Source organism: Neochlamydia sp. S13 (assembly GCF_000648235.2).
Taxonomy (GTDB): domain Bacteria; phylum Chlamydiota; class Chlamydiia; order Chlamydiales; family Parachlamydiaceae; genus Neochlamydia.
Map to the genome: position 1 here is coordinate 2,457,325 of NZ_AP017977.1, position 20,520 is coordinate 2,477,844.

The following is a 20,520-nucleotide window of genomic DNA, read 5'->3' on the forward strand; positions in this document are numbered from 1 at the left end:
TAAAACAGGTGCTTGCCCGTAATAAGTACACTGTAAAGTTTAAATAAAATTTAATCTATGAAAACTCCTTTGGTGTCTTTAATTATTCCTATTTGCGGCCCTTACGACTACTTAGAGGCTGCCTTAACCTCAGTAGCTGCACAGACATATGCTTCTCTGGAAGTTATTCTTTTAGACAGCCATTTTACTCTTCCTTCCTCTTCTATCATTCAAGATTTTATAAAATCTACGAAATATAAATGCATTTACCTTCAAGAAAATTTTCAAACTCTTGCTGAAGCTATCAACAGAGGTTTAGGAATTGCTCAAGGAGATTATTTAACTTTTCTCTCTCCTCAAGACTATTTTGCGCCTAATAGGATAGAAAGGCTGGTAGACAAAGCTATCGCTTCTCAAATGCATTTTATCTTTACACGCGTAGATTTAGTAGATCAAGATAGCCGGCGACATTGCTTTGATGCTTCTCAAAAAAGAATCTATGAAGAAAAAATGTTTGAAGTTATCCAACTTGAACATATTGAAGAAGCTTTTATGACTTTTAATCTTGCCATGACCTACGGTAATATATTTTTTTCACAAGAGCTTCACACAAGCGTAGGTGCTTATAGAGAGTATAAATATCAAGGCAGTTTGGATTATATTGTTCGCTCTCTTATAAATTATGAGATTAGCTTTTTAAATGAGAATCTTTATTACTATCGCTATATAGAGGAGAATGCTTCCCAGGAAGAGATCAGGCTTAGCCAAAAGGAGCGTGAAGAGATCTATCTCAATTATTTTGTGACGGTCACTCGTTCTGCTTCTTTAAATAAAAATGCTCCTTCTCCTTATGAGGGATCTAAAGCATTTCTCAAAGCCAAAAATGCGATAAATTTGGGAAGCATTTTGACTCGGTTTATCTGTACGCCCAAGATTACCAAATTCAATAGCTCTTCGGTAAATTTCAACAATAATTTTTCTCATTATAGTAGAAAATCTGAGAAGTTTACCCTTATTACACACGATTTAGCGCCGGGTGGAGGAGGATCTAAGCTAGTGTTAGATCTTGCTATCTCTCTTAAAGGCCAAGGCTACAAAGTTTCTGTCATCTCCATGCGCGAAGGTCCTTTGAAAAATGAATATGAAAAATTTAATATTCCTCTTTTTATAGCTCCTGCAGGCTGCTTAAAGTGGGATGAACCTATCGGGAAATGGAAGCGTCTGGGGGCACTCATTTGGGTCACTCTTTATTTAAACCTAAGGGCTTCCTCCACTATTATTGTTAACAGTGCAGCCAGCTCTGCTCTTGTGTTACCACTTTTACTGTTTGCTCCTTTTAAAAAGATTTACTGGTATATCCATGAATCTTTTTCTCCTACTATTTATCTTAAAACCAACCTAGCTTTTCACTTATTAAAGAGGGTGAGTTATAAAAAAAGATTCAATTTTTGGTTCGGATCGGAAAGCACGAAAAATATTTGGAACAGTATTTTAGATGTCTCAGGAAAAGTATTATATTGGAGTGGATTAAAAGGAGGATGTTTATCTTTAGCTTCTCATAAGCCTATCAAGAACCTTCTTTCTATAGGGTTTAGCACTCCTAGGAAAGGTTTTCATTTACTTGTGGATGCCTTTATTGCCTGTATAAAAAAAGGGTTAATCCCTGAGGATGTGAGTCTGACCCTAGTAGGTTTACCCGACTCTTTAGATAGTTATAATCAAGACATCATTTTAAAGATTCTTAGCGCGAATCTGCAAGAACGCATTCATCTTATTTCTTGTATCGATATCCATCAATTGGATTCCTTTTACAATGAGGCAGACCTATTTATTCAATCTTCTGTGTTAGAGTGTTTGCCCTTATCTCTTTTGCAGGCCATGTCTTTAGGTGTTCCTATTATTTCTACCGATGTGAATGGGTGTTCGGAAGCTATTGTGCATAATTATTCCGGCTATTTATGTCGCTCTTTTAGTGCTAAAGCTTTAGAAAAGGCTTTAGTGGAGACTATTAATCATCCTTTGCGAGCACGTCAATTAGCGTTCAATGCCCAGAGAACCTTTAATGAGAAATTTTCATTAGAAATAACTATCTCAAAAATTAAAGAAGAACTATCGTTAAAAAGCAAATCTTCAATGAATGTCTTATAAAATCAACTATTTTAAATGAGCGCCTATGATCGCAATTACGGGCAGTACAGGTTTTATAGGAAATCACCTTTGTAATTTTCTTCCTTTCCCTCATAAACGCCTTGTTCGTCAACCTATTTCTACCATCCCTTCTCAACAGCAATTTATAGGAAATCTAAACAATCCTGTGGATATCAATAATTTTGTCCAACAGGCCGACGTTTTGATCCATTTAGCTTGGGTAAACAATCCATGGACCTCCGATGAAGATATTTTTTCTGATATTTCTCATAATCTTTTATCTTCTCTTACTCTTTTTGAAGCCTATGCCCGAGCTAATCCTCAAGGTCATATTATTTTTGCAAGTAGTGGAGGAAATATGTATCAAAAAAGCTCTTTAGTTTCCCATCAGGAGTCAGATCCTCCCCATCCTTGGAGTAGTTATAGTATTAATAAACTAGCGGTAGAAAATTATTTAGCTTTATTTTGCAGAAAGTATGGAATTCGGGGGACTGTATTGCGGATAAGTAACCCTTATGGTGCTCTTCTTCCTTCTACGCGTACAAATGGACTCATTGGAGTCATTTTTTCCAAATTAATAGATAATTCTACCTTAAATATTATTGATTCTCTTAATAGCGTAAGGGATTACATCCATCTAGATGATCTTTCCCATGCTTTTCATTTAATCATTAATAATCCTCCTGAAAAAGCTTTAGTGCAAGTCTTTAATGTGGGCTCTGGCCAAGGAACTTCTTTAAAAGAAGTTTTAGATACCATAGAAGCAATCTCTAAAAGAAAAATTAATGTTAACTTACTCAATCATAGCTGTAAGCCTACTTTTAGCGTTTTATCTCCAAAGCTAATTAGCCAAACTCTTAACTGGCACCCAAAAATAGAGTTAAAAGAAGGCTTAGAGAAAATGTGGGCAAGTATTCATTCAGCACTGGCTTCATCTTAAAACCTATTACCTGCGCTCTAACCCATATCTCTGCTTACCCCTGAGAGGATACTTATATATTTTTTAGAGACTTTTAAAACAACTCCTCCCTACCGTTTCATTGAAAAATTTTATTAAATTAAATAAATATAATTTCTTTAATGAGACAAGTAGCACAGGCATCGAAGCAAAATATAGCCGAATGTTAGAAAAATTTTGTAATAGTAAATTTTTCCTTATGACTTTATTTAATTTTAAGAAAGACCTACATTTATATTGGTAAATAATAAAGGGCTAACGAGTAAAATAAGGGTAAATGATGAATCCAATCATGAGAGAAATAAAGCAAGACTTTATTAAACCTGCTTTTGAAAAAAAAGCGCTTCAAGCTACGGTGCGCGAGTGCGACTATGATATTAATTTAACTTTTTCCCCTAAAGAAAAAGAGATTCTTATTAATCATTTCGTTAAGTCCCTTTTAAAAAAAAGAGAAGACCATTACCAAAAAAACAGTGAATTTGCTTCGATAAGCGCTACTCTTTCAAAAAATGTGGAAGAAATCACTAGGAAAAAATTTGAAAAGAAAAATATTTGTACGGTTTCTGAAAATTCTAGAGATTTTCATGACCAGTCACTTGAAGATTTTTTTCCTATATTTGATAGCGTTTTAAATTATTTAAAAACTTGGAGAAGGTACAAGTATTGAAAACTCACTTGAGATTTAGATAATAAATAGTAATAGCCTTTCAACATAAGAATTTTCTATCCTTGCTAAAAAGATGGCGAGGATAAAACTTTTTTAAAGCACATCATGTAGACAGTGTTGCTTATAAGGCTATTCCTTAACCTGGAAGCTACTTAGCAGGTTACTATTCCAGGCCACCATCCTAGGATATCAAAGAGCCCTTCGTAGATTTCAAAGAATTAGAGAGAAATAAGAGGGGAGAGGATCTTGTTAAAAGTACTGTATTAAAACAAGCGAAGCGTCTAAAATAAACTTTTTTATGCCTTTTAATAGTGTTGTTTTGATTTATGAACAAGCCTACGAAGCCTTTTTTGCTGAGAATCAATCCCCATATAAGACAAGCCCAATATCTCAAAGATTTAATCGATTATCGGGAACTTTTATATTTTTTTGCATGGCGCGATATCTTAGTGCGCTACAAGGAAGCTTTTTTTGGAATAGCCTGGGCAGTCATCCGCCCTCTTATCAATATGGGGATTTTTGCGCTGGTGTTTGGGCAAATCGCTCATCTTTCTTCGGGAAATATTAACTACGCTTCTTTTGTTTTAGCCGGTTTGCTTCCTTGGCAATTATGTTCTAATGCTATTGTGGAAGGTTCAACGAGCATTCTCCATCATGCCAATTTAATCTCTAAAATTTACTTTCCTCGTATTATCATCCCTACCGCACAAATTGCTGTACATTTTGCAGACTTTCTCATAGGCATGATTTTGTTGTTCTTTTTTTGTTTTATTGTTCAGCCTTTAAATTTTACCACACTGATGGGGTTACCTATCTTTATTATGCTGGCCCTGCTATTAAGTGAGGGAGGATCTCTTTGGCTTTCCGCTTTGACAGTAAAATTTAAAGATTGTAGGTTTTTAATTCCTTTTGTTGTCCAAATTGGCATGTTTATTTCTCCTGTAGGCTACAGCAGCAGCGAGATTTCTAGCCAATGGATCTGGCTATACTGCTTGAATCCTGCGGTAGGAATTATAGATGGATTTAGATGGTCTCTTTTTGGTTTTACCTACCCTCATTTGGTTTATTCCATCGCTACTTCTGCTGTTGTTACGCTTATTTTAGTAGTTACCGGTTTTCTTTATTTTCGTAAAATGGAACGCTCTTTTGTAGATAGGTTATAAATGGGTAATTTAAATATCGTTGAATTAAAAAATGTTTCGAAAAAGTATACGATATTCCATGATCAACCTCCCCTAGGGCAAACGACACTTGTAGAGACATTGGCTATGCACGGACGTCGCTTTTGGAAGAGAATGGGGGGCCATAAACGCCGAGCAGCAGCAGCTGCCGAAGAAAAGCAAACAGAAGAATTTTGGGCCTTAAAAGACATTTCACTAGCCATAGAAGAAGGAGACCGATTTGGGATTATTGGCCGCAATGGGGCAGGAAAGTCTACCTTGCTGAAGTTGCTATCACGCATCATCATGCCTTCAGATGGTGAAATTTTCCTTCGAGGAAAGATATCCAGCCTATTGGAAGTAGGCACAGGCTTTCATCCTGAACTAACAGGAAGAGAAAATGTCTTTTTAAATGGGGCTATATTAGGAATGAGCAAACGTGAAATTGCTCGAAAATTTGATGAGATTGTAGAATTTGCAGAGATTGAAAAATTTTTAGATACGCCAGTCAAGCGCTATTCAAGTGGGATGTACACGCGCCTAGGGTTTTCCATCGCCGCTTACTTAGATCCTCAGGTGCTGGTCCTCGATGAAGTATTAGCTGTAGGCGATGCCCCTTTTCAAGCTAAATGTATAAAAAAAATGCGTGAGCTGGCGTTGAGTGGCAGAACGATCATCTTTGTCAGCCATAATACCCATTCTTTATTAGAAATCTGTAATAAAGGAATTTACTTAGAGAATGGACGCCAGATTGAGGTCGGTTCTATAGAAAAATGTATAAAAGCCTATGAGCAAAAAATTCAAGGAAACCTGACGAGTTAAATGGTAAGAATACTTTTAAATTGCTTAGATACCTTGGGAAAATCAATGGCGGGACCGGCCATTCGTTATTGGGAATTTGCGCATGCACTTGCTAAAAACCATCAAGTGACTCTACATGTTCCTAATCAAACTGATCAAGTCTCCACTACGTTTACGATAAGCACAGGTCCCATCGAGTTTAAAAAGATAGATGTTATCATCACTCAAACTATTGACCAAAGCCTTGCCTTCCATGCTAAGCGTTATAAAATTCCTCTTATCTATGATGCCTATGATCCTGAGCCTCTAGAGCATTTAGAAATTTTTAAGCCCTCAGCACTTAAAGTAAGAAAACATCTTAATCGTGCGATTATTCATACCATTAATTTCAATCTACGCATGGCTGATGCCGTAATTTGCGCCAATCATCGGCAAAGAGATCTTTGGATGGGCTCTTTATTAAGTTTAAAAAAAATTTCCCCTACCATTTATGATCAAGATGAAACGTTACATAAACGAGTAGGCATCGCCCCTTTTGGGATTCCTTCCCGCCCTGCTATTCAATCTAAAAGCGGTTTTCGCGAAAAATTTAATATTAAAGCTTCCGATAAGCTTCTCTTATGGGGAGGAGGTATTTGGAACTGGTTTGATCCTTTGACTCTTATTCGTGCGGTTAAGGAACTTTCTAAGCAAAGAAGCGATATAAAGCTAGTTTTTATGGGAATCAGACATCCTAACGCCAGCATTCCTATCATGAGTATGGCCAATAAAGCAATTAAGCTAGCGGAAGACTTAAAAATTAAAGATCAGTTTGTTTTCTTTAATGAACAATGGATACCTTATGAAGAACGGGAAAATTTTCTTTTGGATGCAAATATTGGGGTATCCACACATTTTGAGCATCTGGAAACTCAATATTCTTTTCGCACCAGGCTCTTAGATTATATTTGGGCAGGCTTGCCCCTTATTACTACTGAGGGGGATGTCTTTGCAGAACTCGTCTTGAAAAATAAAATTGGCAAAGTTGTACCCGCACAAGATATTCAGGCTTTAGTCTTAGCGATAAGCCAGCTAATAGATGATTCAGCTGAAACGCTAAGAATAAAAAGCAATCTTAAAGAACTAAGGGAGCAGCTTGTATGGGAAAAAGCAGTCGCTCCTCTTGAAGAAATTATTGAGCATTTAATAAATAATCCTCTTAAAAATTATTTTGCTTATGATCTTGCCCAAATATTGTATTATCAGTTTCAAAAATGCCATCCGTGGACTTTAGTGGAAAGATGGTGGATAAGGCGGAATAATGGAATCAAAACTTAGCTTTTCTAACCCTCGGAAGGTTGATATCCTTCTGGCCACTTATAATGGGGAAAGGTATTTAGCAGAGCAAATAGAGTCTTTGTTAAAGCAAACTCATCCTGATATTCATCTTTTAATTAGAGATGATGCTTCCATAGATAATACCCCCTTAATTATTGAAAGCTTTCTTTCTAAGTTTCCTGATAGGATAACCTTTTTCCAAGGTAGAGAGCGTCAAGGAGTAAAAGCTAATTTTTCCCAGCTGATGCAAGCTTCGACCTCTTCTTATCTGATGTTTTCTGACCAGGATGATGTATGGAAGCCTAATAAAGTTGAAAAATCTCTTTCTTGCATGATAGCCATGGAAAACAAGTATGGGGAACTTCCTTTGCTTGTCCATAGCGACCTAACCGTGGTAGATGAAAGTTTAAATTTGCTAGACCCCTCTTTTTGGCATTATACTTATCTTAAGTCCCCTCATTCTTCTAGCTTAAATAAACTACTGGCGCAAAATGTAGTGACCGGGTGCACGATAATGATCAATCGTCTCATGAATGAACTGGCCAGGCCTATCCCTCATGAAGCTTTTATGCATGATTGGTGGTTAGCTTTAATCGCCTCGACCTTCGGCCAAATAGGGGTCATTAATGAGGCTACTCTCTACTATAGGCAACATTCCACAAATACATTAGGGGCTCAGAAATTTTTTAATTTTTGTAATATAAAGAAAAAATTGCATAAGTGGCGCCAGGCTGATGAAAAAAAATTTCAACAGGCTTTCATTTTTTTTCACCGCTATCAGCAGTTGCTAAGCCTCTCGCAGCAAAAGATCCTAAAAGATTTCTTAATGCTTGCTCATCTTCCTTGGATGAAGAGAAAAAAAACAATTTACTGTCATGGGTTTTTTAAGCAGGGATGGGTGCGAAACCTAGCGGATTTTTTCTTAGGGTGATAGGAAAAAACAGCTCCTTACCCTTAAAATTACCTATCAACAATAAACCATGCTTATAAAGAGTAGGTATGCTAGCAAATGCCAATTTATTAAAATTTTCTTTTTGGGTATGGCCCTATTTTGCCATGCTCGTCATAGGCTTAACGTTCCCCTCCGACGGTAACCATGGAATGATGACCCCTAAAAGTGGGTTGTTTCTTGGGTGTTTTTGTCTAATGATTTTTTATAGCTTTTTTAGAGTGCGTTTGACAATGCATCAACTTCGCCTCATCTGTTTTGCTTGCATTTCCTTAAGTTTTTTGTTGATTTGGATGTTTATTGGCCATTGGCAAAAAAATGAATGGTTAAATAGCGGCTTCGATCAATTTAAAATTTTTTCCATCACTATTGCTACTGTCATCATGACTTTGAATCTAGTGCACGAAGATTTAACGACTAAGGAAAAAATTTTAAAAGTGATTATCTATTCTAATTTTGCCTACTCGACAATTAAAGTGACAGTAGTCGTTCTCCACCTTTTGAAAATTATAGACATGTTTCATTTATTAGACCTTTTAGGGGTTCGTTATATGAGCATGGCCATGCTTCAAGGTAACTTATCCCGCTTGCAAACCTCAGTAGATATTATCACGCCTTTTTTACTGCTTTTCGTATTACAAGGTAATCGATTAAACTTAGGATTAAGCAAAAATTTTAAATGGCTATTTCTGCTAATTACTTTGCCTGCAATTTTTCTTAGTTTCTCACGTTTCCTCTATGGGGTGGTGGGAATAAGTATAATCTTATATGCCTTTACCTTAAACTTTAAAGGATTTTTCAGAATGGCGATTTTAACCACGCTAGTCGCTATTCTAGGGTTAAGTTGGATAGGAATAGAAAAAGTACAAATTCTTATTTATGAGCGCTTTTTTAGCCATGATAACCAGATGTCTGATCAAGTGCGCGTAGATCAGATTAACGCCTTGATGGAAGAGCTTGATATTTATCCTTTATTAGGGAAAGGTCTTGGAGGATATGTGGAAAAGTTAGTAAGGGGAGGAGATTTGCACCACTCTTATGAGGTTCAATGGATTGCTTTTCTCATGCAATTTGGAATCTTAGGCTTTATTATTTTAATGATTCCGGTAGCTATCATAGCTTACAAACTATTTGCGCCACCCTTTAATCGATTAAAGCTGGCTTTTTTAGGTCTTTTTGGCGTATGGCTTCTCTCTGGGTTTACCAATCCTTTTCTTATTTCCTTAACAAGTGGTATTGTTTACTCCATGTTTCTATTGGTAAGCGATATATTAAAAACACTCTCTCAGCAAGAGAGGGTCCTTGTGAGCTGGTATGATGAGTAAAATAAAAAAATTGGGTAGGATTTGTACCACATACTTAGGTGTCTCAGCGAGATATTTATTACGCGGTTTTCAAAAAAGATGCTTTTTTTCTTATTTACTCTCTTATTTTAAGCAGCATTTTTTATATCTAGAAAAATTTACTAAACATTTAGAGGAAAATATAGAGCTTGAGGATAACCAATCCTTTAAATGGAATAGATTAAAAGAAACTGTTCAAGGATTACATGCTCTTCTACCAGACAATAATAGATTTTATTACTCTATCTTAATTGATGCGACTCAATGCCCTAGAAAATATCTTAAGCAAACACTTAGGACGGCTTTAGATATAACAGCTCCCTATAAAGAAATTTTATTAGCTATTTCCAAAGAGTCGGACAAAGAAATAAAAAAATTACTCAATCATTTCATTCCTAACGAATTGGCAAGCTTAAAAGTATTTAATTTTGAAAAAAATCTTTCTCAAAGTGAGGTAATAAATGCTTTAGCTAGCTTCTCTCAGGGCAATTACTTGTTTATCTTGCCGGTAGGAGATTGGATGAGGCCTGATCTATTCTATCGCTATGAGCAAACTCTTAATTTTATGGGTGAAAAAGATTTTACTGTATTATTCTGTGATGAATATCAAATCGATCATCACTGTATGCCCCTTCCAAAAACTCGTACTCTTAAGCCGCAACGGCCTTGTTTTCCCTATGTGTTTAATGATGACCTAGGACATACTTTGCTTATTCCTAAAAATCTTTGGGAAAAAATTGGGGGATTGCTTAAAGAAAGTGAAGGAATACACACTTTTGATTTACCTTTAAGATTAGAAGCAGCCGGGGCTTTATTTCATAAAGTACCTTTGCCTCTTTATGCGATTAGAGAAGAAAATAAAATTAAGCAAGAGATCCACTATTCAAATTTGCCTGCGCTAAGAAATATTCTTAAATCTTTCGAAAATTATTCAATAAGTAAAAAATTAAACTGGAATTGGACGCCAGGCTATTCCAAATCAAGTGTAAGGGCGATCCCTCAGCTCCTTAGTATTCCTGAAGTGCATGTAATCATGCTTTATAAAGATCATTTCCGTCTCACCTTATCTGCTGTCAATCATATCATGAAGCAAAAAAATGTCCGCGTGAAAATGACTGCCATTGATAATAATAGCCAAGACTTTTCTATAGCAGAAAAATTGAGGGAACTGGGGGTAGAAGTTATTCGAGTAGAGGAGCCCTTTAATTATTCACGTTTAAATAATAGGGCGGTTAGGGAAACTAAAATAGCTAAAGATATAGAAAATATCCTTTTTCTTAACAATGATGTAGACTTAGATGCTGACGGTTTAATAGAGATGTGCCGTTGGATCGAACAGCCTGGAATTGGACTAGTCGGTTGCCGCTTAAATTACCCTAATGGCTTATTGCAGCATGGAGGCGTGATCATTGAATCCTCAGGAGCCGCTTTTATGAAATCTTGGCACCATGAAGAGAGGCTAGAAAAATTTCACCACCTTAGGAAAACTAATTTTTTGAAAATATCAGCAGCCGTTACAGCTGCTTGCTGCATGATTAAAAAGAAGACCTTCCTTGAAGTAAACGGATTTGACGAAGTATGGTTCCCTATAGCATTTAGTGACACTGCTTTAGCAGTTAAAGTGCGTGCAAAAGGGCTGCACTGTTTATATACTCCCTTTGCAGTAGGAGTTCATCATGAGAGCATTTCTCGTAAAAAAGTCAATATAGAGGACTATGAAACTTTGTCCTGGGTGCATCGTCGATTTGTTCAGAAATTATGGGAGAATGAAAAAATCCACTTCGAAGATCTTGAAAAGACAGAATATTAGAGGGATTATTAAAAATAAAAATGAGCGAAGATGTTATTTAACTCTTACCTTTTCATCTTTATCTATCTTCCTATAGTGGTAGCAATATTTTTTGTTTGCTGCTATTTTCACCTTAAGAAAGGTGCTCAGCTGTTTTTGCTAATCAGTTCTTTAATCTTTTATGCTTACTGGGATGTGCGGTTTGTTCCTTTATTATGTGCATCCATTCTTTTTAATTATATAGCAGGCAATCAGATATATAATGCTTCTACAAGCCAAGGAAAAAAGCTTTATCTACTATTAAGCTTAACATTCAATCTGGCTCTTTTACTTTATTTTAAATATCTTAATTTTTTTATTAGCAGTGCTAACTATTTTTTATCTTCTGAGATAAAATTATTAGATATCATTCTACCCTTAGGAATCTCTTTTTTTACATTTACTCAAATAGCCTATCTTGTAGATGTTTATCAAGCGAGGGCCGTTCCAGGAGGGTGGTGCTCTTACAGCCTATTCGTAACAGTTTTTCCTCATTTAATCGCAGGCCCGGTATTGCACCATAAAGAAATGATTACGCAATTTGACAACCCTGCCAACTATCAATGGTCTAGTTACAATTTTGCCCAAGGAACATTTTTATTCGTCATAGGATTAGCCAAAAAAGTCCTCATTGCTGATGCCATGTATGGATATGTCACCCCGGTTTTTGATCAAAATCAAACTCTAATCCCTTTTTTACAAGCTTGGATAGGGGCCTTAGCTTATTCTATAGAGCTTTATTTTGATTTCTCTGGCTATTCAGATATGGCTGTTGGGCTAGGGCTCTACTTTAATATTCAACTACCGCTTAATTTTAACTCTCCTTATCAAGCCACCTCAATAATTGATTTTTGGCGGCGCTGGCATATCTCGCTCTCTAACTTTTTAAGAGATTATTTATACATACCTTTAGGAGGGAATAGATATGGGGAGACCCGCAAATTAGCTAATTTGTTGATTACTATGCTCCTTGGTGGAGCCTGGCACGGGGCTAATTGGACCTTTGTGGTGTGGGGGCTCTGCCATGGTTTTTTTCTTATGATTAATCATTTATGGCGTAAGCTTAATATTAAGTTATCACCTCTTCTAGGACAGTGTTTTACTTTTTTCTGCGTGGTAGTGGCTTTTGTTATCTTCCGCTCTCCTGATTTACATAGAGCTTGGATGATATTAGAGGGATTGTTTGGTTATAATGGAGTAATCCTTCCTGAAAAATATGAATATAGCTTAGCCTTTTTGAAAGCTTATGGAGTGACTTTTGAAAGGCTTCATTTTTCCAATGTACGCCTCTACGATTTGCTAAAAATTTTGGCTTGTCTGTTAGCTACCTTATTACTTCCCAATAGCATGTGGTGGAAAGAACGTTTTATTAAATATCCTATTTTATCAGGTTTAAGCTTGAGTGCGATCTTTATTATTTGCCTGATAGATTTGGATGCCGTTACTGAATTTCTTTATTATCAATTCTAATATGCCTAATAAAAACCATCATCTCTTTCTTACTGCTTTTTTCATTGCTACCCTAATTGCTCTTATATTTATTGTCTCTTTTAATTATTTAATAGATCCTTTTGATTACTTTAAGCCTCCTATAATTGTTGGATTTAATGATAAAAAATTAGAGAGCACACAGGAAAGATTTGATAAGGCAGCTAAGATTATAGTTAAAAAGCCGACAGCTATTATGTTAGGATCCTCACGTGTACGTGCAGGTTTTCCATTAACCTATTATAATCAATTAGCTGGAGGGCAAGCTTATAAGGCAGCTTTTTCCGGAGCTCGCTTTGACGAAATCTTTGGCTACTTTGAACATGCTTTGTATAACCAACCTGATCTGAAAGCAGTTTTTCTTAGTTTAGACTTTTTTGCATTTGCAAGCCAGCTTGAGCCTGTAGCAGAATATAGGGAAGATCGATTGAGAAGGGCTTCTCTCTCTTTTTCCGACTGGGCCCAGTGCTTATTGTCACAACAAACTATTAAATTTAGTTGGTCTACTTTTGAACACAATATAAATCCTAAAAAGCTAGAAGAGGTGGCTGGCTATTATGTTAAGATTGATGAAAATGATTTTATCCTTCTTAATCCAATAATTGTCGAAAACCCTGTGCAATTTTTGAAAGAAGAGAAAAGGTTAATCTTCAATAATTATGAAATTGATGATAAAAAAGTGGCTATGTTTAGAAAGCTTGTGCAGAGGTGTCAGGAAAACAATATTGATTTGAAAGTAGTCTTTAGTCCAGCCCATGTTTACTATTGGGAAGCGCTTTATCAATGTAATTGTTGGAAAGCTTTAGAAAATTTGAAACGCCAGCTAAGTGCCATTTACCCTATCTACGATTTCTCCGGCTTCTGCGCTTTTAATCAAGAAGATTTATCAATAGGTAACTCTAATAGACGTTTTTTCGAGATCTCTCACTTTACCCCTTTGTATGGGCAGATTATACTGGATCGTGTGTATGGGAAAGAAAATGGCTGCCAAGAGCAAGAGGCTGGTTTTTTATTAAATCCGCAAACAGTTGAATTACATCTAACAAAAATACGTAAGCAAAGAGATGACTGGATAGAAAAAAATTTTGACTTGGCTATTTGGCTGCGAAATCAACTGAATATTTAGGAGAGGGCGGCTTTAATCGTTTAAAGAAACTATAGCTAGAGTGTCTAAAAAGGGAATTGCCTTTCCGAAAGCTCTCTCTCCTTAAAGAGAGGGTATGATGATGTAAATGATGGCGTAAGAAGTGGCTCAAAGAGCGTATTATAAAGCAGTAGCTCAGGAGGTTTTGTCCTCGCCATGCCTCTTTTTAGATTTTTTTTCTATCCAACCTACCTCAAATCTTTTATAGCCTCTTCCTCTATTTATTTAATGTTCTTTTGAGAAACTATATAAACTTTTTTTATATACTATGTTTTATTGGCGTAAAAAGTTTCGATGGGCTTTTTCCCAGGAATAAAATACTTTTGTTTGGGTCTCCATATCGTAACGTACTTGGATGCTAATATAAGGGTAAGGATGGCGATTATCAAAATTACGCCCCTCCTTTTTTTTGAAAAGCTTTACAAACACTTCTTTATTCATCCAGGGCAGCGTAGAGACATTCGTATCTTGCTTTTCATAACGGCTAAACTCTTGAAAATCTTTTAATCCTTTATATTTAGGTGTTTCCAAATAATAGTGATGAATAAGCTTAATAATTTCTGCTGGTTTATCTTCCCACCCCTGAACATAAAAAGAAACCTCTGCCCCAATCATATGTTTAGATGACTGGTTCTCTAGAGAATCATCTACATAAACGTTATGCTGAGGGCAGCGATGGCCCGAGGTAATGACAATCTTTTTACCTGATTTATGCTGGAGGTAATTAAGCAAATTAATTAGAATAGGATAGACAAATTCCTTATCATTATGCAAAGGCAAACTATGACGTTCCGCTCCTCCACAGTCGAAAAAACGTAAGGTCTCTTGCTTGCGTTGAACGACATGCGGAGGATTAAGGCTACTGCCTTTACAACGAAAATATTCTTTAGTAATAGAATGAAAAGAGTTGTTTTCCCAGGAATATAGAATTGGAGCTGATTGAGTAGCAGGCTCGGGCTTAAAAAGATATTCGTTGTGGCGGCGATAGATATATTCTCCTATTGCATTTTGTAGGCGTGCTCGTTCACTTTCTGCTTCTTCAGAGAAAAAACAACCGCTAAGAAAAAAGGCTAGAAGGAAAGTTAAAACAACAGAAAAGTATTTCATATGAATAAATTAACTAAAATTGGAATCATTAGCTTATGCATTGGATAGATGATTATCAACTGTTTCTTTTCGATTTCGATGGTTTATTAGTTAATACCGAAGAAATTCATTTTAAAGCCTATCAGTACATGTGTAAGAAATATGGTTTTAATCTTGACTGGAGCTTTGCACGCTATTGCCAAGCTGCTCATTATCATGCGGAGGGCTTAAAGGAAGAAATTTATCGCGAGCTGCCCGCCCTTTATGAAGTAGAGCCTAACTGGGATGTTCTGTATGCATGTAAAAGAGAAAAAGTGATTGAACTTTTACACCAGGATATTCAACTTATGCCGGGAGTGCAGGAACTGCTAGAGGCTTTAAACAAAGCTAATATCAAGCGTTGTGTTGTTACTCATTCTCCGCAGGCGCTTGTGGATACTGTTCGCTGTCAGCTTCCTATCCTCAATACCATCCCTTATTGGTTTACCCGCGAATTTTACACTCACCCTAAACCTCATCCAGAAAGCTACCTTACTGCTATCAAACAACTTGCCGATTACCAAGATAATATTATTGGCTTTGAAGATACTCCAAGAGGTATTAAAGCTCTCTTGCAAACTTCTGCTCAGCCGGTGCTCGTTTCAAAAGCTGCTTATGATAACCTCCCTTCAAATGTGATTCGTGTCGTCGACTTTAACGTCTTAAATAATTCGCAAAAGCTAGAAAGTCTAGGGTTCTAGCTTAATACTTTTGCATGCTCGTATTTTTTACTTGTATCTACCTTTTCTCTTAAAAATATTTAATAAATTCTTTGCTTCTATCGAACGGCCAGCTATTAATCACCTTGCTTTTAATAAAAATATTAGTTTTTCCCAATTAATCATTCTAGTCCCATATCCGCGCATTCCTTTAATGGCGCTAGCAAGCTATCTAAAGTTTCATCTTCTTGCCATTTACCTAGCCACCGATGAGTAGCCGATCTTGATCCCCAATTCGGTCCTCTAGGAAGATCCACCAACGTGACCCTGTAATCAAAATTCAAAATAAGCTGTCACAGATTTTTCTCCAGGGAGTATGAGGCTTTCCTTTTAAATTTTTCGAAGAGCTTTGCGGCAAAAGCGGTTGTAAGATTCTCCATTGAGTATCTGTAAGTCCTTCAAAACTTCCTGGCATATCTCTTCTCCTTCTTAAAAAAAGAACACCTCACACATTTAAATCTTTTACTATTAAAATGATAGCTTCATGATTTGAATAAAGCTTTAAAAGCTATATTTTTCTTTAATATAATCCAGCTCTTCAAGCAGATGCTATAGCAAGTGAAAGGAAAAGTTAATATTCATGAACCTTGATAAACATCAAAAGATATTTATCCAAGCTTTAGTTTTTTTCTACAATCTCCTAATTAGCATTGTCATCTTTTTTAGAACCACTAGGCGATTGTAATTACATACTTTTGAGCAGCTCTTTATGCAAGCATAATCTCAATAATAAGCTTTTAAAAATAATAAGTTAGTATGTAAAAACACCTGTTTTTTTATATAGTGAAAGTTAAACTTATTTTAACAATAATTTTTATACAAATAGTTGTTTTAAATATTTAACTATTTATTTATTTTTTCTGGTATATTTTCTTTAAGTTTTTATTCAAAGGCGTTTTTAGACTTTTTCTATTTTTCTTTTATTTTTTATCTAATTATATTTTAAATATAAATTGTTAATAAATAATAAAATGTAGCTTATTTTATAAAGTTTATTTTTGTTATTTAAAAAAAATTGTTTTTAATTATATATTGTTAATAATATATAATTAAAAAATAGTTAAAATGTAAAAGAATTCTTATTAATGATCGTTAAGTTAGAAGAAAGGAGAAAGTAATGATACCTTTACGAAAAACATTATTTAGTGGCGTAGGGCAGCATACTGCTCTGTCCCATACTTGTAAGGCTATAACTAAAAGTACTTTAGAAGTTCACCGTATCATGTTGCGCACAAGTATTCTTTATTCTCGGTCTTACTCTACCGGACGTCTCTCACTCCCCGCAGCAGCTCGTCGTCATACCATCCAAGAGATTGGTAAGGAGAGGTCTAGTTGCGATTCTAAGGTGCAATGGGCTGCTCATTTTCACCAGTCTACAAAAAGCTCCCACCAACCGACGCAGAGCGTAAAAGAGAGGTTACCTGTTGTCATTGCCATAAAAAAAGCTTTAAAAATTCATGGGGTTTGTATTGTACATGGTGCACCGGGAACCGGTAAATCTGAGCAAATTCGCTTAGCGGTTAAAGACCCTACAACATTTGATCTAAAAAAGAGGTTTCTTACTTCCTATTTCGAATTGCATGAAAGCACTGGCCAAGAGCAAAAACATCTATGGCGCGAGGGTTATTATGAGCTAAAAGGCCATGAATTAAAATGGTTGCAGGAAAATTATGAAAGTATCAAAAAAGGCCTATTAGAATCTTCTTCTGATACTATTCTTTTAGATGAATTTGACCTCGTTAACACTGCTTCCTTAGAAGGAGAAGCCTTAGAAATAGCCGAGCTAATAGCAAATTTAGCACAAGAATTACAGAAAGAAGGAAAAAAAGTGGTTTTAGTCTTGCATGAGCAAGGATTAGGTTCTCCCTCTTTTCTTGAAAGTCTTAATGAAAAAGGAATAATTAAGGGGCCAGGTGCCATGGTTCAGACAGATTTTATATCTGCAGAAGACCAAGAAGCTATTTTAGAGCTAATGAAGCTTTCAACAGAAGAAAAATTAAAGGCTTTAGGATATGTACAAGGAGCGCCAGGAGCTTATGTTAAGTTTTTACAAAGGTTAGAACAAGGAGAGCCAGTAGAACAGAAGTATAAAGATTTTCTTATAGAAGCTCACTCAACTATAATAGATAATTTAGCAGTCATGGAGAAAATCTATCCTGAAATTTACACAACATTGCTAGCTATTTCCTCATCTTCTCTTCAGCAAAGGATCCGAGAATTAAATGAAATACCTGCTGGTAAAAAACAAGAGCTATTGAAAACTAGAATGGTAGGAAATGTAGATGGTAAGCTGGTCTTACCCTTCCTAGTCTGCGATGTGCTACAAGATCAAACCATCAGAAAGAATGTGGGGGTCCTTCAGTTTAATAGGGAGGTCTTAAAACTTCTAGAGGGAGAACAGCTAACTGATAAGGTTGCTCAAAACTTACGTATGGCTGCCCATCATGCGGATAAATATGCAGGAAGCCATTCTTTAATTTTATTGGAAGGCGTACAAGGGGTGATCCCTGATAAAGCTTCATTGATAAGGGAAGCCTGGAAGGAGCGAAAAGAAAAAATTGCCCACAAGATAAATCTGGAAAAAGACTATCAGACTGAAAGAAATTCTTTAGCTCATTTATCCTGGACAAATGATGCTTCCACTATTACAGAATTGCACGATAGCGCTTTGGAAGTGAAAAGCGAGTTTTTAGCAATGGTAGCAGCTACTTGCCAGGAAAGTGGCGTTTACTCTTTTCATGGGGACGAAAGCCAATTTCTTATCAAAACTCAAGTAAGTATGGATAGGAAAGCTAGCATATGGGCAGGTAATGGGGCAGATTTTTCAGGGGCGGTAAAGAAGTTGAATGACACCATACGTACTACCTTTATTGCCAACAATATAGATGAAATGCGCCAAGCTATTCATATATTTGCCAAAGAATCTCAAAAAAGAGGATATGAAATAGTTTTTTCTAATAAGTTTAAAGAAGATTATTCCAGTGGCTATGTGGGTATTCATGCAAAGGTTTACTTAAAAACACCGTATACTGGAAAAAGAATTATGGGAGAAGTTCAGTTCCATTTTCTTCAAGTTCATGATGGCACAAATGAATCCATTAAAGAAATGTCCCATCGCTTCTTAGATCAGGTCATGCGCAAGTTAGAAGATAGTGCTTCACGTGAGAAAATTTTAGAAAGTACTGGCTTATCTAATCCAAGGAGCGTAATTAAATTGTGTGAGCAGGTACAATTAAATTTATTTGGAGCAGGAATAGATCAAATAAAAATAGGATAAAGGAGATTAGCTATGGATTGGCGTTATTATGTTACCCCAGCATTTATTGCACGTACTACCGAAGGAACAGTAGAAATCCGTCGACTTGATACGGACCAATGGGAAGACAAGTCCTTCAACCAAGATATTTTCCATCTAATTGAACAAGATGGCTATAGTGTTCCAGAGGCAGAAGCTCTAACTATCCATGAAAAATATAAGACTCTTCTCAATCATTAAAAAAATTACTTCTTTTTTAAGAGATTAAGAAAGAGATGCGAGGGGATTGTGGTGGGTTGAGAATAAATTGCCAAGCTACGACAAGCTAAGGCAGGAGGTGTAGGGGAAATACTAAAAGAATCTTCTTGGATAGAGCGAATTAAATGACTGTTAGTAACGGGAATCCATCCGTCGGGAGTTTGCTCCTCGTAACCTCCTTGCGGATGGGACCGAAAAAGCCTTCCTGTAGGGTGCCGGTAAAGAGGCATGGCGGTAGGAGTAGAATAAATAGTCATATATCTTTCTTTTGTAATATTTAGCTTAATTTAACTTTATTGCTCTGTCTTTCTTTAGATATGCTAAAGGACAGCAAAAAGACTAAGTTAATAGGTTAATAAAAATGTAAGCCATTTGCGGTACGTGGAAAAAGCTAGTTGATTTTCTATAAATCTTAAAAGTAAAAGCTACTTTATGTCAAATTTTACGAGTAGTAGCTCAGCCAGCCACTTAAAATTTACCAAGATAAATAGCTTGATAAACGCGCGTTATCGGATAAGAAAACATCCTAAGGCAGCTTCAAATTATACCTAGGCTGTAAGCCAACTCATTAACTTTTGTTTCTCCATGCGAGTCAATTGAATGCAGGGCTTACAGGGCTCGTAAGCATAAGTCACTATCCCGCTGATTAGATTGACAAAAAAATTCCAAGGGCTGCGATATCGATGATGTTCGATTTGGCAAGAGTTTTTCAATTTATCGTTAAGTCTTTCAATAATGCCCCGTTTCCTTAATAGAATCTTACCTACCAATGACATTAGCTTGTTATTCATATTCTTTCTAAGCCCAGTAATAATTTCTAAGTCCTTGCTGTAAAGCTTGATAAACAATAGGGAAGAGATGCATCCCTTGTCGGCAAACATTTTGCCAAAAATGTTTCTAGACAGACCACAAACAGGGGTCTCCACATTTTCTGGCGTTAACATATAAACAAGAATTTCCCCTTTATCGTTAATAATTAAATGTAGTTTGAATCCATAAAAGCACCCTGTAGAGGTTTTTCCTCTTTTTGCTATCTTTTTAAAAACTTGGCAGGGATTGGATGCGACAAGTATGGCATACTGTCAATAGAGTAGAAGTGATAAATGACAAGAAGTTTCTCTCTTTTTCGGCAGATTGCTAGGCTGGGAGAACAACCTTTCTTGGCAGGAAGAAGCTAGGCGTATTGCATTCCATCATGCGGTAGAAGAATTAAAACAAGGCACCAAAAAGAGCTGTTTTTCTCAAATAAGGCAAAGAATCAATCCCATTCTTTTAACCAAATCGAAATTGCCGTGTCACTTAATCGTCAGAACCTGTAGCTGCTCCTGAATGCTTGGAAAGTCTCCACCCTTTCCTTGGATCTATCTGAAATAAAAGCGT

Annotated in this window: 18 protein-coding genes; 14 read left to right on the forward strand and 4 right to left on the reverse strand. The window is 36.2% G+C overall.

Annotated features, from left to right (window positions below; genetic code table 11):
• Positions 1-57 precede the first annotated feature (57 nt).
• The 11 genes from TY21_RS09480 to TY21_RS09530 all read left to right on the forward strand — a co-directional run bounded on the left by TY21_RS09480 (position 58) and on the right by TY21_RS09530 (position 13,764).
• Positions 58-2,127 carry a glycosyltransferase gene (locus TY21_RS09480; RefSeq protein WP_042239424.1) on the forward strand — a complete coding sequence of 690 codons (2,070 nt, stop codon included), beginning with the start codon at positions 58-60 and terminating at the stop codon, positions 2,125-2,127.
• 25 nt (positions 2,128-2,152) lie between these two features.
• Positions 2,153-3,067, forward strand: coding sequence for an NAD-dependent epimerase/dehydratase family protein (locus TY21_RS09485; RefSeq protein ID WP_042239426.1), 915 nt, complete (start codon positions 2,153-2,155; stop codon positions 3,065-3,067).
• A gap of 298 nt (positions 3,068-3,365) precedes the next feature.
• On the forward strand, positions 3,366-3,752 hold the full coding sequence (locus tag TY21_RS09490; RefSeq protein ID WP_042239429.1) for a hypothetical protein: 387 nt from the start codon (positions 3,366-3,368) through the stop codon (positions 3,750-3,752).
• A 326-nt stretch (positions 3,753-4,078) separates the two neighbouring features.
• Entirely contained in the window at positions 4,079-4,915 is an 837-nt protein-coding gene (locus tag TY21_RS09495; protein ID WP_042239432.1) for an ABC transporter permease, read from the forward strand.
• Positions 4,916-5,734 carry an ABC transporter ATP-binding protein gene (locus TY21_RS09500; RefSeq protein WP_052354371.1) on the forward strand — a complete coding sequence of 273 codons (819 nt, stop codon included), beginning with the start codon at positions 4,916-4,918 and terminating at the stop codon, positions 5,732-5,734. It abuts the gene before it with no gap.
• Complete coding sequence (locus TY21_RS09505; RefSeq protein WP_052354372.1) at positions 5,735-7,030, forward strand: glycosyltransferase; 1,296 nt, start codon at positions 5,735-5,737, stop codon at positions 7,028-7,030.
• A complete protein-coding gene (locus TY21_RS09510; protein ID WP_042239433.1) occupies positions 7,014-7,961 on the forward strand; it encodes a glycosyltransferase family 2 protein in 948 nt (315 codons plus the stop codon). Before TY21_RS09505 ends, TY21_RS09510 begins: the two co-directional genes overlap by 17 nt.
• Positions 7,962-8,029: 68 nt before the next feature.
• Entirely contained in the window at positions 8,030-9,304 is a 1,275-nt protein-coding gene (locus tag TY21_RS09515) for a hypothetical protein (RefSeq protein ID WP_042239435.1), read from the forward strand.
• Positions 9,294-11,132: a glycosyltransferase gene (locus TY21_RS09520; RefSeq protein ID WP_130589681.1), complete on the forward strand. Its 1,839-nt coding sequence runs from the start codon at positions 9,294-9,296 to the stop codon at positions 11,130-11,132. The genes TY21_RS09515 and TY21_RS09520 overlap by 11 nt, the downstream gene beginning before the upstream one ends.
• A gap of 30 nt (positions 11,133-11,162) precedes the next feature.
• Positions 11,163-12,620, forward strand: coding sequence for an MBOAT family protein (locus TY21_RS09525; protein ID WP_042239440.1), 1,458 nt, complete (start codon positions 11,163-11,165; stop codon positions 12,618-12,620).
• A 1-nt stretch (position 12,621) separates the two neighbouring features.
• Positions 12,622-13,764, forward strand: a complete 1,143-nt coding sequence (locus TY21_RS09530) for a hypothetical protein (RefSeq protein ID WP_042239441.1) — start codon at positions 12,622-12,624, stop codon at positions 13,762-13,764.
• Positions 13,765-14,055: 291 nt separating this feature from the next.
• Here the strand turns inward: TY21_RS09530 and TY21_RS09535 are convergent, their stop codons facing one another.
• On the reverse strand, positions 14,056-14,889 hold the full coding sequence (locus TY21_RS09535; RefSeq protein WP_042239442.1) for a D-Ala-D-Ala carboxypeptidase family metallohydrolase: 834 nt from the start codon (positions 14,887-14,889) through the stop codon (positions 14,056-14,058).
• Between the two features lie 35 nt (positions 14,890-14,924).
• Here TY21_RS09535 and TY21_RS09540 point away from each other — a divergent pair, with 35 nt between their 5' ends.
• On the forward strand, positions 14,925-15,608 hold the full coding sequence (locus TY21_RS09540; RefSeq protein WP_052354374.1) for an HAD family phosphatase: 684 nt from the start codon (positions 14,925-14,927) through the stop codon (positions 15,606-15,608).
• Positions 15,609-15,906: 298 nt separating this feature from the next.
• Here the strand turns inward: TY21_RS09540 and TY21_RS11540 are convergent, their stop codons facing one another.
• Positions 15,907-16,041, reverse strand: coding sequence for a transposase (locus tag TY21_RS11540; protein WP_130589682.1), 135 nt, complete (start codon positions 16,039-16,041; stop codon positions 15,907-15,909).
• Between the two features lie 702 nt (positions 16,042-16,743).
• Here TY21_RS11540 and TY21_RS09550 point away from each other — a divergent pair.
• Both TY21_RS09550 and TY21_RS09555 read left to right on the forward strand, forming a co-directional pair.
• Positions 16,744-18,903 (forward strand): hypothetical protein, encoded by a 2,160-nt coding sequence (locus TY21_RS09550; RefSeq protein WP_042239445.1) that lies wholly within the window; start codon positions 16,744-16,746, stop codon positions 18,901-18,903.
• A gap of 12 nt (positions 18,904-18,915) precedes the next feature.
• Entirely contained in the window at positions 18,916-19,122 is a 207-nt protein-coding gene (locus TY21_RS09555; protein ID WP_039386384.1) for a hypothetical protein, read from the forward strand.
• A 5-nt stretch (positions 19,123-19,127) separates the two neighbouring features.
• Here the strand turns inward: TY21_RS09555 and TY21_RS09560 are convergent, their stop codons facing one another.
• A complete protein-coding gene (locus TY21_RS09560; protein ID WP_042239449.1) occupies positions 19,128-19,397 on the reverse strand; it encodes a hypothetical protein in 270 nt (89 codons plus the stop codon).
• 291 nt (positions 19,398-19,688) lie between these two features.
• The gene (locus TY21_RS09565) at positions 19,689-20,213 is read right to left on the reverse strand and encodes an IS982 family transposase (protein WP_079979834.1); all 525 of its coding nucleotides are present in this window, start codon (positions 20,211-20,213) and stop codon (positions 19,689-19,691) included.
• Positions 20,214-20,520: the final 307 nt, after the last annotated feature.